Annotated in this window: 16 protein-coding genes; 11 read left to right on the plus strand and 5 right to left on the minus strand. The window is 35.3% G+C overall.

What is annotated here, in order from left to right; translation table 11 throughout:
* Window positions 1–64: 64 nt before the first annotated feature.
* Window positions 65–2050 carry a T9SS type A sorting domain-containing protein gene (locus tag ACXAGJ_RS14890; protein ID WP_474840946.1) on the minus strand — a complete coding sequence of 662 codons (1986 nt, stop codon included), beginning with the start codon at window positions 2048–2050 and terminating at the stop codon, window positions 65–67.
* Between the two features lie 209 nt (window positions 2051–2259).
* Between ACXAGJ_RS14890 and ACXAGJ_RS14895 the strand changes: the two genes are divergently transcribed.
* From ACXAGJ_RS14895 to ACXAGJ_RS14920, 6 genes are all read left to right on the plus strand, one after another.
* Complete coding sequence (locus ACXAGJ_RS14895; RefSeq protein WP_474840947.1) at window positions 2260–3201, plus strand: 2-hydroxyacid dehydrogenase; 942 nt, start codon at window positions 2260–2262, stop codon at window positions 3199–3201.
* Entirely contained in the window at window positions 3195–3815 is a 621-nt protein-coding gene (locus tag ACXAGJ_RS14900) for an HD domain-containing protein (protein ID WP_474840948.1), read from the plus strand. The genes ACXAGJ_RS14895 and ACXAGJ_RS14900 overlap by 7 nt, the downstream gene beginning before the upstream one ends.
* 24 nt (window positions 3816–3839) lie before the next feature.
* Window positions 3840–4256 (plus strand): LuxR C-terminal-related transcriptional regulator, encoded by a 417-nt coding sequence (locus ACXAGJ_RS14905; protein ID WP_474840949.1) that lies wholly within the window; start codon window positions 3840–3842, stop codon window positions 4254–4256.
* A gap of 102 nt (window positions 4257–4358) precedes the next feature.
* Window positions 4359–4874, plus strand: coding sequence for a DUF4199 domain-containing protein (locus ACXAGJ_RS14910; RefSeq protein ID WP_474840950.1), 516 nt, complete (start codon window positions 4359–4361; stop codon window positions 4872–4874).
* Window positions 4875–4893: 19 nt separating this feature from the next.
* Window positions 4894–5352 (plus strand): DUF1801 domain-containing protein, encoded by a 459-nt coding sequence (locus ACXAGJ_RS14915; protein ID WP_474840951.1) that lies wholly within the window; start codon window positions 4894–4896, stop codon window positions 5350–5352.
* Entirely contained in the window at window positions 5353–5739 is a 387-nt protein-coding gene (locus ACXAGJ_RS14920; protein ID WP_474840952.1) for a VOC family protein, read from the plus strand.
* 191 nt (window positions 5740–5930) lie between these two features.
* Here the strand turns inward: ACXAGJ_RS14920 and ACXAGJ_RS14925 are convergent, their stop codons facing one another.
* Together ACXAGJ_RS14925 and ACXAGJ_RS14930 are read right to left on the minus strand one after the other, a co-directional pair.
* Entirely contained in the window at window positions 5931–7202 is a 1272-nt protein-coding gene (locus tag ACXAGJ_RS14925; RefSeq protein ID WP_474840953.1) for a hypothetical protein, read from the minus strand.
* A 299-nt stretch (window positions 7203–7501) separates the two neighbouring features.
* On the minus strand, window positions 7502–10081 hold the full coding sequence (locus ACXAGJ_RS14930; RefSeq protein ID WP_474840954.1) for a ligand-binding sensor domain-containing protein: 2580 nt from the start codon (window positions 10079–10081) through the stop codon (window positions 7502–7504).
* A 412-nt stretch (window positions 10082–10493) separates the two neighbouring features.
* On the opposite strand from ACXAGJ_RS14930, the gene ACXAGJ_RS14935 reads away from it, so the two are divergent.
* From ACXAGJ_RS14935 to ACXAGJ_RS14955, 5 genes are all read left to right on the plus strand, one after another.
* Window positions 10494–10880 (plus strand): TM2 domain-containing protein, encoded by a 387-nt coding sequence (locus ACXAGJ_RS14935; RefSeq protein WP_474840955.1) that lies wholly within the window; start codon window positions 10494–10496, stop codon window positions 10878–10880.
* 81 nt (window positions 10881–10961) lie between these two features.
* Window positions 10962–11285: a metalloregulator ArsR/SmtB family transcription factor gene (locus ACXAGJ_RS14940; RefSeq protein WP_473284919.1), complete on the plus strand. Its 324-nt coding sequence runs from the start codon at window positions 10962–10964 to the stop codon at window positions 11283–11285.
* Window positions 11286–11305: 20 nt separating this feature from the next.
* The gene (locus ACXAGJ_RS14945; RefSeq protein ID WP_474840956.1) at window positions 11306–11794 is read left to right on the plus strand and encodes a DUF6428 family protein; all 489 of its coding nucleotides are present in this window, start codon (window positions 11306–11308) and stop codon (window positions 11792–11794) included.
* Window positions 11795–12292 (plus strand): N-acetyltransferase family protein, encoded by a 498-nt coding sequence (locus tag ACXAGJ_RS14950; protein WP_474840957.1) that lies wholly within the window; start codon window positions 11795–11797, stop codon window positions 12290–12292. It begins immediately after the preceding gene.
* 19 nt (window positions 12293–12311) lie between these two features.
* Complete coding sequence (locus tag ACXAGJ_RS14955) at window positions 12312–12737, plus strand: arsenate reductase ArsC (protein WP_073321762.1); 426 nt, start codon at window positions 12312–12314, stop codon at window positions 12735–12737.
* A 67-nt stretch (window positions 12738–12804) separates the two neighbouring features.
* Here ACXAGJ_RS14955 and ACXAGJ_RS14960 read toward each other — a convergent pair whose 3' ends face one another.
* Both ACXAGJ_RS14960 and ACXAGJ_RS14965 read right to left on the minus strand, forming a co-directional pair.
* Window positions 12805–13659, minus strand: coding sequence for a mechanosensitive ion channel family protein (locus ACXAGJ_RS14960; RefSeq protein WP_474840958.1), 855 nt, complete (start codon window positions 13657–13659; stop codon window positions 12805–12807).
* 71 nt (window positions 13660–13730) lie between these two features.
* Entirely contained in the window at window positions 13731–14948 is a 1218-nt protein-coding gene (locus ACXAGJ_RS14965) for a mechanosensitive ion channel family protein (protein WP_474840959.1), read from the minus strand.
* Window positions 14949–15058: the final 110 nt, after the last annotated feature.

A 15058-nucleotide genomic window follows, 5' to 3' on the forward strand; every position in this document is an offset into this window, starting at 1 on the left:
TTTTCGGCGTAAACAAATCGACTATAGCCCCCTGCCATAGTTTATTTTCAAGATGAGTTTGTGTTTATTGTATCACCATTTTTTTAGTATCTATTTTTCTGCTACCTACATACATGGTATAGAAATAGGTCCCCACTGCTAACCCATCACTATTGATATAGAGCTCACCATCACCTGTTTTTGTAAGTGCTATTTTAGAGAATACTTGCCCTAGCATATCGCTAAACACAATCGTTGCATTAGTAATGCCATCAGGTAGGTAATACTTGATCGTTGTGGTTCCGTTAAACGGATTAGGAATATTCTGATATAACACGGGTACATTACTTCTGTTAGTTGGGTTTTGTGTATTTCCAGAGTTTTGTTCCAATGCTTCAATTCGGCTAATCAGATCCTCAATCAATGCTTGCTGTGTTTGGTTTTCTGAAATCAAATCCGCTATTTCATCCTGAGCATCTATTAAATCACTTTCTAAGGATAGCATGAGCGGTGCCAAATCCACGGTAACCGAATTCCCATCTTGTATCTCGATAGTAAGATCACTCCCATTCAAATTTGCAGCGGTTAGATCCTGATCATCCGTATTTACATAGCCTGAAAAATCCACTGTATTTCCTCCAGAAATGCTCAATACGTTAGAACTCAGGTTTAAAGTTTGATTATCAGTTCCTGTTCCATCTTGTAACACCGATAAATCTATGCTATTCCCTCCTGAAATCTCTAACTGCATATTGGTTAACGTTAGAGTTTGCTCATCGGTATTATCCTGATATTTAGAAAGGTCTACGGCAGTTCCGTCGTTTGTTAAACTCAGCGTATTACCACTAAGTTCCAAATCTTGGGCATCTGTATTGTCCAAATATTTGGATAGATCTACTGTAGTTCCATCATTAGTCAAACTCAATGTGTTAGTAGTAAGCTCTAGGTCCTGCGCATCAGTATTATCCAGATAATCGGATAAGTCGATGGTGTTTGTCCCACCGGAGATACTCAATTCGTTAGTATTCAAGGCCAACTCTTGAGCATCTGTATTATCTAAATATTTAGCAAGATCTACCGTCTTCGTCCCTTCTCCATCTCTTTCTAAGGATAATTCTAGCGTGTTTCCATCCAATTCAAAAACATCTATGGTTTGATCATCCGTATTGTCCAAGTATTTAGCAAGATCAACGGTAGTCGCATCATTGGTTAAACTCAAGGTATTGTCGGACAACTCAAGATCTTGGGCATCGGTATCGGTTACCCATGCTGTGCCATTCCATAGGTATAGGTTATTCTCTTCGGTATCGTATACCATCATTCCATTTTCGTCGGCATCCAGACTTGCCCCAAAGGTAGTTCGTTGATCCGTAGTCATTCTATTGATTAAAAGTCCCTGATCGGTAGCTTTTAAATGTATAGAAGCCTCAGAATTGATGTTTGGAAATGTGTTACCACTGAATCCAATACCAACATTACCGTCTTCTCCCAAAGCAAAAGTATTACTTGGTGTATTGGGCTCTATTTTGAAAGGTAATTTACTCCCATTAGTTACATCTCTAATGAAAAAATTTGTTTCGTTTCCGGCGATATCCCATAATTGTGTTCCAAATCCTCCGTTCTGTCCCAAACGAATTGTTGGTGTATCATTATCCAAAATACTAAGTTCTATAGTTCCCGGACTACTGGTTCCAATACCTACATTTCCATTATCCGCAATTCGAAACGCATTATTGGGAGCACCTGCATCAATCCTAAATGGTCTTTTATTTCCTGTGGCGTCATCAACAGCAAAATAATTATCTCCTCCATTGCTACTATCGTTGAAGGTAAATCTCCAGTCATTGCCAGGAAACGAAGCGCCCGAAGAAGTATCATCAAAATACATTCTTAGGTTATTTTCTGTCATCACAAAGGTATCAGACCCAAAAGTGTAACCATTCGAAGCGTCGCCACCAATTTGCATAGATCCTTTGGCAATCACATCTCCATTAAAGAATTGATCCTGCGCATAGATTGACGAAATAGAAATACTAAACAAGAAGAAAAAAAGGGGTAGTTGTTTTTTCATTTATTAAGGGGTTTTTGAACAATTTATTTACGCGGCAAAGCTAAAAATCCATCTTAGACCAGGGTATAGGTAACCCTACGTATTTATGTACGTATACAAACCAATGACGCGTAGAGAAATCTTAAATTTTTCAAAAATTATAGGAAGATATCCTGTTATCCCAGCCGAAGCTTGTAAATTCGGTATTTTTGCAGACTAACATACCAATAATGAAGATTCTTCACCTAGATACCAATCACCCATTACTTATTGATCAACTTAAAGAAGTAGGCTTTCATAATGAAGAGGATTATACCTCATCAAAAACCGAGATAGAAGCCAAAATTGCGAATTACGATGGTATTGTAATCCGTAGTCGCTTTGCTATTGATCAATCGTTTTTGGATAAGGCCGAAAACCTAAAATTTATTGGTCGTGTTGGAGCTGGTTTAGAAAATATTGATACCGATTATGCGGCAAAAAAAGGAATCCAACTTTTTAATGCGCCCGAAGGAAATCGAAATGCGGTGGGTGAGCATGCTTTGGGAATGATATTGTCTTTATTCAATAAACTGAATCAGGCCAATCAGAGTGTTAGGGATGGAAAGTGGTTACGAGAAGAACATCGCGGTATTGAATTAGATGGAAAAACGATAGGGATTATTGGTTACGGAAACATGGGACGCGCCTTTGCCAGAAAGCTAAGAGGGTTTACCGTAGAAGTGATTTGCTATGACATCAAAGAGGATGTAGAAAACAGTGACGCTACACAGGTAGAACTCGAAGAACTTTTTGAAAAAACCGATGTTTTAAGTTTACACACTCCAGAAACCCCACAAACCATCGGTATGATCAACAAAGCATTTATCGATAAATTCAAAAAGCCATTTTGGCTTATCAATACCGCCAGAGGGAAAAGCGTAGTTACCGAAGATCTGGTAGATGCCTTAAAAAATGAGCAAATTCTGGGCGCTGGCTTGGATGTATTAGAGTATGAAAAATCTTCGTTCGAGAATCTATTTACTTCCAAGAAAGAAATGCCAGAGGTGCTACAAGCGCTGATGCAACTAGACAACGTGCTTCTATCCCCACATGTTGCGGGTTGGACCGTTGAATCTAAAGAAAAGCTGGCACAAACCATTGTTGACAAAATAAAGGCTCAATTTTGCTAAGAGAGATTTTCATTTCGCTCCTTTCCAAATACTCCAAAGATGAAGAGTATGTGTTTACTTTATGGAACGAGATAGAAAAAAAACACTCGGGTAAAAAGCGATATTATCACACGCTTACCCATTTAGAACATATCTATAATCTGCTGCTTACGGTAAAAGATCAGATACAAGATTGGGATATGACCTTGTTTGCTCTATTCTATCACGATTTCATCTATAATATCCTTAAACAAAATAACGAAGAACAAAGTGCAAAGAAAGCGGTCACCATTCTTAGTGCATTAGATATAGATAAAGAACGCATACACCTTTGTCATGAGATGATTATAGCCACCAAAGGGCATCAGGTATCCAAACATAACGACATCAATCTATTTACCGATGCCGATTTATCTATTTTGGGTAGTGATTGGAAAGGCTACAAAACGTATTTTGAACACGTTAGAAAAGAATACAACTATTATCCAGATCTCCTCTATAATCCAGGACGTATTAAAATCCTTCGCCATTTTTTAAATATGTCCCGTATTTTTAAATCGGATCATTTTTATGACGTTTATGAAGAAAAAGCGAAGCTAAATCTGCAACAGGAAATCGATATCCTTTCAAAGTAAGCTAGAGTTTTCTAAATTTATGCAGTGAGGAAAACTATTTTCATTTTTGCAGCTCTGGCTATTGCATTGCTTTCTTTATTTCAATTAAGCAAGTACAGTGTGCTTACCGGAAGCACCAAAATAGAAATTGTAATTGCCTGTATTGCGTTGCTTTTTTTTGTGATCGGAGTAATTATTAATAAACGAGTGTTACATCGACAAAAAGAAACTTCTACAGTCATTGATCAGCAAAAAATAGAAGAGTTAGGACTTAGCAAACGTGAATACGAAGTACTGTGCGAGATTGCTTCAGGATTATCCAATAAAGAAATCGCCCAAAAATTGTTCGTTTCAGAAAGTACCATCAAAACACATGTTTCTAATATCCTGGTAAAATTAGATGCCAAAAGAAGAACACAAGCCATTCAAATTGCCAAAGAGCTTCGAATTATAAGCCAATAACCCCAAAATCATACCAAAGTCGTATACAATTCATACTTTAGTATGAGTGCTAATTATCGGGTTCGATCTACTTTTGAATCAAACTTTTAAACAGCAAGTACTATGAAAAATACAGTAATACGTTACGGAATTTACAGTGCCATTACCATTTGTGTATTAGCATTGGCGGGTTGGTTCTTAGGTAAAAACTTGGATTACTCCATGCAAGAAGTTATAGGATATACCAGCATGGTAGTATCACTACTTTTTGTCTTTTTTGGGATTAAGCATTTCAGAGATAAAGAAAATAGTGGAATCGTCTCTTTTGGTAAAGCCTTGTTAATTGGTGTACTGATTTCGCTAATCGCTGCATTAGCCTTTGGGATATTAGATGTGATCTACATCAAGTATATCAATCCCGATTTTATGGCCGAGTATTACGCACATTATGTAGAACAACTACGACAATCACTATCTGAAGCAGAATTTAAAGTAGAATATGAAAAGTTGCAAGCGCAAAAGGAGATGTTCTCAAACAGGTTCATTAGTTTCCTTCTTATGGCTACTACAGTTTTTATCATAGGGTTTATCATATCCCTAATTTCTGCACTAATACTGCAACGTAAACCACAAGCTTAATCATCAAAAAACAAATAGTATGCAATACAAAGCCAGTACACCAGACGAATATATTGAAGCCATACCAGAGGAGCGAAAAGCTGCAATGAGTACACTGCGAAAAGTCATCAAAGACAATTTACCTCAAGGATTTTCTGAAGTAATCAGTTACGGAATGATCGGTTATGTAGTGCCGCATTCGCTCTATCCCGGGGGATATCATTGTGATCCAAAATTACCTTTACCATTTATGAATATTGCTTCACAAAAGAATTTTATTGCGGTATATCACAGTGGGATCTATGCCGACAAAGATCTGATGGATTGGTTTGTAGGTGAGTATCCAAAATATGTAAAAACCAAACTGGATATGGGTAAAAGCTGTATACGTTTCAAAAAAATCGATCAAATCCCAACGGAACTTATCGGCAAGTTGGCCTCCAAAATGACACCGCAGCAGTGGATTGATCTATATGAAAATAACCTAAAAAAGAAATAAATGAAAAACAGGGTAACAGGATTAGGTGGTTTTTTCTTCAAGACCAAAGATCCAAAAAAAGTAAAAGAATGGTACGGTAAACATCTGGGGCTACCTGTGGATGATTACGGATGTACTTTTTGGTGGAAAGACAAAGAAGGGAATGATTGTTCTACACAATGGAGTCCGTTTGCTGAAAACACCTCTTATTTTGCTCCTAGCAAAAAGGAGTTTATGATGAATTTTAGGGTAGAAAATCTGGTAGAATTACTAGAAACGCTCAAAAAAGAAGGCGTTACTGTTGTTGGAGAGATCGAAGAATATGACTACGGGAAGTTTGGATGGATTGTAGATCCCGAAGGGAATAAAATAGAACTCTGGGAACCGATCGACAAAGCTTTTTTATAATTGAAATGTGTCTTGAAAATTCATTTGATAAAGGATCATTAATTAAAATAGGAGTTCTTAAATTCTATACTAACAATCTACTTAGCAAATAATCCACATTTAAAAAGATCTTTTGCTAATCAAAGCCAAAACTTAGTTTTGAAAAGTTTTTGATATTCCAAAACTAAGTTTTTTTGTTTCTGAAAATAGTTTTATCGAGTTACCGGTCTTAAATAAAAGGAAAAACCATTAAAATGATAGATTTGATAACTGTTTCTTATTCCATATCCACCATCTGTTGTAATCTCTCCAAGTGTTGTACATCGATCAAAATTAACATCAAAAATTACGTAAGCATGTTTTGAAGAGGAGATTGAGAAATCGACAGAAGTATCTCTTGCAAAATCTCCACTTGAGTCGACGGATACTTGATCTGAAATATTAATATTTCCCCTACCATCGTTACGAGCTGCTACAATAATTTTTAGATCCAATTGACTTCTTTTCCAGTTACTTTTTAAAAAAGACATTCCAGAGCCTACCCAATTTTTCTTTTTTACATTTCTTCTACTTATTTTAAACCCATCACTACTCCCCCAAGGTGCATTTGTATTTGGAGAAGAACTTATAAACCCATTGCTATTTACAGAAAAATCTCCCGTTATTGCCCAAATATAAAGTTGATTAGAATTCGGCCAAGCTCTTGTATTATTGTGCAATTGAACCTGTGGCATTTCAAGGCGTAAAGTCACGTCTTCGCCTAGTGTCCTACAATCAATATCTCTTGGTCGTGTAGTACCACTACCTCCTGTGCCTCCTCCTCCATCTCCCTCCAACACGAGATCATTTCCTTTATTTCCAACAAAAATTGGATCTTCCAATGGCATAATCACTATAGTTGGATGATTTGACGCATAGTCATCATCAACAGTAACTAATTCCTTAGTGATTACATCATTTTGTGCATTCGTGGATAAAATCCCTGGTGTAGTACCGGAATTATCTTTACCATCCCACCAAGATATTGTTATCGGTTCTTTAGAGTCCGAAAAATCTTCGGCTAAATAAGGTGCTGAAATCACATAATGGTCCTTGAGAATTTCTAGAATCTCCTTACTACTTTTGTTATTAAACTTGCAAGTACTGCATTGATTTAACTCCGCTGACAATTTATCAGCAAATACTGATTTGTTTGCTTTTTGTGATTTTGAATATCCAAGTATATCCTTAAAAGGACGATAAACTTCGTTATCTGTAGATTTTGTAGCGTAAGAAATAATTTCGGATTTTACATCATCATTATTGATGTAACTAACCATAGATTTTGCTATGATTTCTAATTGTTGTTTTGATAAAACGGAATGATCATTTTCTAAAACTTCATTTTCTTGCTGAGAAGTTTGTAATTCTAATTCGTCCTTTGAACACGAAATAGTAATTGTTACAATAGTAACAAACAAAGCTAGGTTTCTAAAGAGTTTCATAAGTATAATTTAAATTGAATGAATAATAGTTCTATAATATTTCACTGAATTCAATGTTGGTAAATATCGATTACGAAGATAAATTCAAACACTTATGCTTCTCTCTCAAAAACACAAGATTGTTCTAAAATGAATGTAAAAAGTGATAATCCAAATGCTGGGTGTGATGAATTGCTATTAAAAAGTGATGAATTTTTTGATTGTATAAATTAATAAAATTTCAGTGCTTCTAAATAAAAAGTTGCAACAATAGAAGAAGCTGTTTTACCCTTACTGATCTTAGGGTAATTCCCGAAAATTTATAAGATAATCTTATCCATATTCTCTTTATACTTGGAACTTACTGGGATTTTTTGATCATTAATCACTACAAATTTGTGGTTTTTTTGTTCAATCTTGTCAATACGAATCAAATAAGATCGATGTACTCTCATAAATTCTAGTTGATCTGGCATTTTTTTCTCAAAATTTCCAATTTTTTCTCTTACCAAATACATCTTTTTTTGTGTATATATTTCTAAATAATTACCCGCAGATTTCACATAAAGAATAGTAGAAGTGTTAATTTTAATTTCAAGACCAGACTCCTTGATTACTACACTATGTTTTTCTCCTTTTACTTTTCTTAGGAAAATCCTTAAAAATTCTCTAATGATGTCCTTATTATCTTTTAACACATTGATTCTAAAAAAAATATAGACTGTAAAAACTGTTAGTATTAACAAAATGGTGTAAAACCCTCCTGTTTTCCAAAAAGGTTTTCTAATAGTGATATTCAAGTAACTACTTTTAGGATTCCAAGTTTTATTTCCAACTTTACTTTGTACCTCAAAAATATAGTCCCCTGGATTTAAGTTTAAATACCGTATTTGTTTGTTCTTTGTTGTATTCCATTCATTTTCTTTCCCTAGAAGTCGATAACGATATAAAATGTTTTCTTTATTCTTAAACGAAATAGTATTAAAGCCAATAGCGATTGTATTTTGATAATGTAAAAGGTCTCGTACGCTATCAAAATTTTTTATTTGATCATTATTCACCGATACCTTGTTGATTTGTAACCAATCTTCATTTAAAAGCTGATTAGAAGAATTTAGTAGTTCTTTTGGTAATGAATACAAACCATTTTTGGTCGCTATCCAGAGTGTATCATTAAGTAATTCAATATCATTCACCTCATTACTTGGTAATCCGTCTTCAAACGAAAAATTAGAGACAGTATAATTCGTCAAAGTACTGTCGAATAATATCTTATTGAAACCTGTATTAGAAGCAACATAAACTTCTTGTTTTGAAGGCACATATACTTGAGTAGTTGAATTGCTTGTTAATCCATTTTTAGTATTTATTGAGTAAATAGTGTCTTTATTTTTTACAACTAATCCTCCACCCATTGTAGCCAAATAGTATCGATCTCCGTCCCTATCAATATCATCTATTCGATACGATAGTAATGGTGCTTTCTTTCCTAACTCAATTAGTGAATCTTTCCTGTAACAGTACAATCCTGATAATGTAGCTAAATAATATCCTTCATCTGCATGCTCGATATCAAAAATCCTTGTCCCAAAATCCATCTCTTTGTTAAAAGCTTGTATATCTTTTTGATATTCAATTATAAACCTGCCAGCAGTTAATGGAGAATCGTTAGTGTTATCAGATAAAATATAACCATTATTTAAAGGTTCCAAACCTGTTATTTTGCCTAATTCGTCTTTTAATAATAATGGGGTTGATTGAAATAACAAAATACTATCCTTACTAAAAAACTGCACTTTTACTCTGTTATGAGGGATTCTATAAGGAGATTTCCAAATACGTTTAAAAGATGAATTCCTTTTTTTATAAAGTTCTCCATTTTCATACCCAACATATAGTACTCCATTCAGGTTTGAGGTAAGAGAATGTACGTTCTGATTTTTATTGTCAACAAGATAGGCTTTAATTTTTGGGTTTTTGATATAGAAGACTCCAGAATTAATCGTTGCCAACCATAAGCCTCCTTCATGATCCTTTAAAACTTTCGTCACAGATTCTCTTGGTAATAAATGACTTACAAGTCTTCCATTATAATCATAAACTTTTGCTCCTCCTTGATTAAATCCTACCCAGAAAAGGTCTTCATCCAATTCTCCTGCAATTAGAATATCTCTCTCAAAATTAAACTGTTGTATAAATCTTCCTCCTAAATCAGTAATATTAATATTCCTGTTTACCGTAGTGATAAGTCGATCCTTGCTAGACTTATGAATTGCCCCATAATACCATCCTGTACCAGAAAAATGAAGACTAAGACCCGAATTTTCTAATGAGTTAATAGTTTCATTAATAACATAGGTTCGAAATGGAGATTGATCTTCGAACTTAATCTTTAAGGGATTTTCTAATGTGGATAACTTATTGTGAACAATTCCTCCATCGTCAATTTCTATATATCCTGATATTCCTTTAAAATTTATAAAAACTGAACATTTATCATCTATTTTAATGGTATTAAAAGTGTAGTTTTTAGGAATATTATTTAACAGATGATTAAACGAATATGGTATAAATTCTTCTTGGTCTGGATCGTAAAAAAAAATTTTTTTATTGTAAGTGGAACATAGTATAGTACCATCCTTCTGTTCATAAAAATTAAATACTACAGAATCTGTAAGTCCATCTTTGGTTGAGTATTTTTTAAACTCATAACCATCATATCTAGTCATTCCGCGATCAGTAGCAAACCATAAATATCCCTTCTTGTCTTGAGTAATGTCGTATACCTCAGAACTACTTAAACCATGCGAGGTATTATAGTTTTTATAAATATAGTCTTGAGCTGATAAGATAGAAAAATGAAAAAAACAGAAAATTATTGTGAGATTCTTAAAATACATTGGGGAGAACTAATTTGGTTAGGAATTAAGAGTTTAGTGCTGGTATTATAAGAGTGTTTTACATAACTATTACTTCAAGATGGAATTTCTTTTAAAATAGGGGTTGAAATATGAAAATTAAGACATATCCCACAAATTTGTAGATACAATATACGTTAAAATAATGTCAAATAATTCTACCTAACCCATAAAAAGTTAAGAAAATAAGATGTAAAACCACTGTTTCATAACAATACATTAAATCTGGAACATAAGAACAAGAAATATGCCATAAAAGTAATACCATGGGAGTTTAAACTGGGGCGAGAAAATAGAACTCTGGGAACCGATCGACAAAGCTTTTTTGGAATAAAAGTAATTCGAGAACATTTTTTTTGTATTTTTCTTGAAGTAAATCAATTAATTAAACAACATGAGCGAAGAAAACAACAACCTAGGGGATGACATCAAAAAAGGCGCTGAAGAAGCTGCTGAAAGCGTAAAAGAAACTGCCAAAGAGTTTGCTGAAGAAGCAAAAGAGGTATTAGACTCTCAAGACAACAAAAAAATACTGGCAGGAATTCTAGCGATCGTGCTTGGAAGCTTAGGTGTTCATAAATTTATCCTTGGATATCAAAAAGAAGGATTTATTCTATTAGGAGTATCCATAGCTGCATATGCGCTTTCTTGTCTTGCTGTAGGTCTTTTATTTATTTGGATTCCAGGTCTTGTCGGATTAATCGAAGGGATTATCTACCTTACCAAATCTGATGAGGAATTCTATCAGACCTATCAAGTAGGTAAAAAACCTTGGTTCTAGTATAGTAAAAAGTCAGAAAATTCTCTTCTGGCTTTTTTATTCAATTTTATTATCGTAATATTGCGATATATAAATAATAAAATGGGAATTACCAAAACGCAAATATTTGACGAAAGGCAAAATGAGTTGGCTCACTTTTTTAAAGTATTAGGGCATCCTGCTCGTATTGCTATCCTTCAATACATCAGTAAGCAAAATGCTTGTATTTGTAATGATCTTGTAGAGGAAATCGGATTGGCTCAGGCCACCATCTCTCAGCATTTAAAAGAACTCAAAAGTATTGGTTTGCTAAAAGGAGAGATCGAAGGCAAACGCATGTGTTATTGCATCGATCTCGACCGATGGAACGCTTTGCAGCAATCGCTGAATTCCTTTTTTAATACTACAAAACATAATTGTTGTTAACACTAAAAACACAAAAACCTATGAATACTTCAGAATTTATCACCCTATTAGCAGAGCACCCTGATAAATCATTATTATTTGAGTACGCTCCAGGAATGTTGGTAGGCACCAACTATCATATCACCGAAGTAAAACATATCACTGTAGATGCTGTAGACTGCGGAGCCGGAACAGATTCGTGGAAAGAAACCATTATTCAACTTTGGGAAAGTCCAAGCGAACTGGGTAAACCAGATTATATGTCTACATACAAGGCTCTTGGTATCCTAAGAAAAGTAGGGACAATGAAAAGTTATGAAATGGATGCTCCTGTACGTATCGAATACGGAAACGCCATGTTTCATACCGCTCAGTTGCATGTAACCGGCTTTTTGATCAACGGCGATCAGCTAATTATGAAACTAGCCGTGCAGCCTACGGATTGTAAAGCCAAAGAAACCTGTGGAGTTCCAGAAACTGCTGAAACCACAGCTGCTAATGCTTGTGCACCAGGAAGCGGTTGTTGCTAGATGAGTGCCAATATTACCATAACTAATTTTACTCACCAAGACTGGCCGACAATTTCTGAGATCTATAGACAAGGAATTGCTACGGGAGTTGCCACTTTTGAAACGCAAATCCCAAGTTGGGAACAATGGGATGCTGCGCATAGTACTTCTTGTCGACTTAAAGCTGTAATGAACAACGAAATTGCCGGTTGGGCGGCTTTGTCCCCAGTTTCCAAACGAGAAGTTTACCGTGGTGTGGCAGAAGTTAGCATTTATATAGCATCAAACTTTAGAAAATTAGGTATCGGTAAGTTACTTTTGCAACACCTTATCAAAGAGAGTGAAGCCGAAGGGTTTTGGACCTTGCAAGCTGGTATTTTTAGTCAAAACAAAGCTAGCATTGCGTTACATAAAGCTTTAGGATTTCGAGAAATTGGATTTCGGGAAAAAGTCGCAAAGCTTCACGGTATTTGGTACGATAACACCTTATTAGAAAGACGAAGTAAAAAAATAATATAACCACATAAACACCACCATAATGAATATCTTAGTATTATGTACCGGTAATTCTTGCAGAAGTCAAATGGCAGAAGGCTATTTGAAACATTTTGCCAAAGATCAAGCTACTGTATACAGTGCCGGTGTAGAGACTCACGGGGTAAATCCTCGAGCCATTGCCATCATGAAGGAGGACAGTATTGATATCTCTAATCATACCTCCAACAATCTGGATGAGTATTTGGATATCGAATTTGATTACATCCTTACGGTTTGTGACAATGCCAAAGAAAGATGTCCTTTCTTTCCCGGCAAAGCAGAACGTTTACATTACAATTTCTTTGACCCTTCAAAAGTGGAAGGTACCGAAGAGGAAATTCATGCAGCGTTTACCAAAACCCGAAATCAAATCAAGGAATATTGCAAGGATTTTGTAGAAAAACATGTCACCACTGCAATTTCTTAGTAATAAATGATATAAAAACAAAAAGGTCTCCGCGGGGAGACCTTTTTTATGTTCCAGATAAAGGAGATTATCCTTGTTTTTGTATTTCGACAGAGTGTGGGTAAGGAATTTCGATACCTGCCGCATCTAATGCCAACTTACTATTCTCTAGAGTTGCAAAATACACATCCCAGTAATCTTCTGGTTTGGTAAACGGTCTTACCGCAAAATCCACAGAACTCTCCCCTAGCGCTACCACATTTACAGATGGTGCTGGTTCTTTCAATACTTTTGGATGATCAGTCAATACTTTAAGCAACACCTCTTTGGCTTGCTTGATATCTTCATCATATCCTACTCCAATGGTTAGATCCACACGCATTAGTCCTTCTGCAGTATAATTAATAATATTCCCATTAGCCATAGTACCATTAGGTACAATCGCTAATTTATTTTGTGGTGTTGTTAGTTTGGTAGTAAAGATTTCTATTTCTTTAACCACACCCAAAACTCCTTGTGCTTCGATAAGATCACCGATCTTATAGGGCTTAAAAATCATAATTAATACTCCTCCTGCAAAATTGGCAAGAGAACCTTGTAAGGCCATACCAATAGCCAAACCAGCAGCAGCAATTACAGCAGCAAAAGTAGTAACATCGACACCCAGTCTTGATATCACTACAATAATCAAAAATATCTTAAGTGCCCAAGACACCAGATTTAATAAAAACTTCTGTAAAGATTCGTCATATTTACTCTTTGCAAATACTTTGGTCAGTGCTTTGGTGATACGCTTAATCACCCAAGAACCTATGATATAAATTACAATAGCGGTAACGATTTTTGGCCCAAACTCTTTGGCCAAATCGACACCATAATTTATCCATTCTTGTGCTTTTTCAATTCCTTGTTCTGCGTCTACTTGTAAGATCGATAGTAACATTTGTGCGATTTTTAGTATTAGTTTTATGTTTAAAATTAGTAATTAATGTACAGACCGAGATTATCTCAAAATCATCTTTTGCTTTCAAATTTAAATCCAGGTTGTACATAGCCTTCTGGCATATTTTCTGGTGGAACTGTAAGTACATTCCCATCCCGAACAGCATGATAATGTGGTGATAAAATCTCTATCCCCGCAGTATGTAGTTCATTCTTAATATTTTCGTGTAGCATCGAATAAATCAATGCCGATTTTTCTGGGTTTTTGGTATATACATTGATTTCGTAATTGACATAGAAATCATCCAGGTTTTTTACAAAAACGAAAGGTGTAGGGGTCTCTAGTATCATTTCGGTCTTCTTGGCCCCTGCGATCAGTGCTTTTATAACGTCATTACTAGGCACATCGTATCCAATAGTCACCGAAGTATGCAAGATAATCCCAACGTCTTCGGCTGCATTTTTGGTAAAGTTGATGATATGATTCCCTAATATGGAAGAGTTTGGAATGGTTACATCCAGGTTTTTGATGGTTCGGATACGGGTAACTAACAAACTTCTTTCGGTAACATCTCCAATGGTATTTCCTATCTCTACACGATCTCCTACCTTAAAAGGACGCATATAGGTAATCACCACTCCTGCTACGATATTCGAGATGGCCGAAGTGGATCCCAGAGAAAACAGTACCCCAAAAAATATAGATAACCCTTTGAATGCCGGAGAATCTGATCCTGGGATATACGGAAACACAATAATCAATGCAAACGCAATGATAAATACACGTAACAGGTTAAATGTAGGCCTGGCCCAATCGGCATGAAACCCGTCCAAACGTACGGCTTCTCTTTCCAGTTCTGTAGTCACATACTTTAGAAATTTCAATAAGTACTTAGTAACAAAAAAGATCACCAGGATAAAAAACAGGTTAGGAATAAAGCTAACCAATCCATCATACAAGAAGAATAATGGCTTTTTGATGTATCCTAATACAATATCCGCATATTCTTTGGTTTGCGGCATTAGACTAAACAAGAATGGCAAATAAAACACTAAAAAGGTAATGGTCATCGATATCCGCACCAATCGCAACAAAAAAGTTAGGATGTGTCGCTCGCGTCTGGGCGTGATGAATCTAAAAAACTGAGAAAACTTGGCACTACCAAAAAAGATATTATACTCTAATCGATTCACTTTGGTTTTTAACCAGGCGAACAGCTTTTTCATTGCAAAAAGAAAGATCAGAATTCCTACTAAGGCAATACCAAAATATACGTATTGTAGCACCATACTAGCGTGTTTAGAACACTAATTTAAGCATATTAACAGGTAAAGACATAAAGGGAAACCTCAAAAAAACAATGGGAAATCGATAAAATGCTCAAAACAACTATCAACCG

The sequence above is a fragment of the Aquimarina sp. AWH4_224 genome, assembly GCF_056160245.1.

Excerpts from the sequence above, each read along its gene's own strand:
- ACXAGJ_RS14945 (WP_474840956.1), top strand. The coding sequence starts at position 11,306 with ATGAATACTTCAGAATTTATCACCCTATTAGCAGAGCACCCTGATAAA.
- ACXAGJ_RS14910 (WP_474840950.1), top strand. The coding sequence starts at position 4,359 with ATGAAAAATACAGTAATACGTTACGGAATTTACAGTGCCATTACCATT.
- ACXAGJ_RS14955 (WP_073321762.1), top strand. The coding sequence starts at position 12,312 with ATGAATATCTTAGTATTATGTACCGGTAATTCTTGCAGAAGTCAAATG.
- ACXAGJ_RS14925 (WP_474840953.1), bottom strand. The coding sequence starts at position 7,202 with ATGAAACTCTTTAGAAACCTAGCTTTGTTTGTTACTATTGTAACAATT.
- ACXAGJ_RS14890 (WP_474840946.1), bottom strand. The coding sequence starts at position 2,050 with ATGAAAAAACAACTACCCCTTTTTTTCTTCTTGTTTAGTATTTCTATT.
- ACXAGJ_RS14950 (WP_474840957.1), top strand. The coding sequence starts at position 11,795 with ATGAGTGCCAATATTACCATAACTAATTTTACTCACCAAGACTGGCCG.
- ACXAGJ_RS14960 (WP_474840958.1), bottom strand. The coding sequence starts at position 13,659 with ATGTTACTATCGATCTTACAAGTAGACGCAGAACAAGGAATTGAAAAA.
- ACXAGJ_RS14935 (WP_474840955.1), top strand. The coding sequence starts at position 10,494 with ATGAGCGAAGAAAACAACAACCTAGGGGATGACATCAAAAAAGGCGCT.
- ACXAGJ_RS14920 (WP_474840952.1), top strand. The coding sequence starts at position 5,353 with ATGAAAAACAGGGTAACAGGATTAGGTGGTTTTTTCTTCAAGACCAAA.
- ACXAGJ_RS14895 (WP_474840947.1), top strand. The coding sequence starts at position 2,260 with ATGAAGATTCTTCACCTAGATACCAATCACCCATTACTTATTGATCAA.
- ACXAGJ_RS14965 (WP_474840959.1), bottom strand. The coding sequence starts at position 14,948 with ATGGTGCTACAATACGTATATTTTGGTATTGCCTTAGTAGGAATTCTG.
- ACXAGJ_RS14930 (WP_474840954.1), bottom strand. The coding sequence starts at position 10,081 with ATGTATTTTAAGAATCTCACAATAATTTTCTGTTTTTTTCATTTTTCT.
- ACXAGJ_RS14940 (WP_473284919.1), top strand. The coding sequence starts at position 10,962 with ATGGGAATTACCAAAACGCAAATATTTGACGAAAGGCAAAATGAGTTG.
- ACXAGJ_RS14915 (WP_474840951.1), top strand. The coding sequence starts at position 4,894 with ATGCAATACAAAGCCAGTACACCAGACGAATATATTGAAGCCATACCA.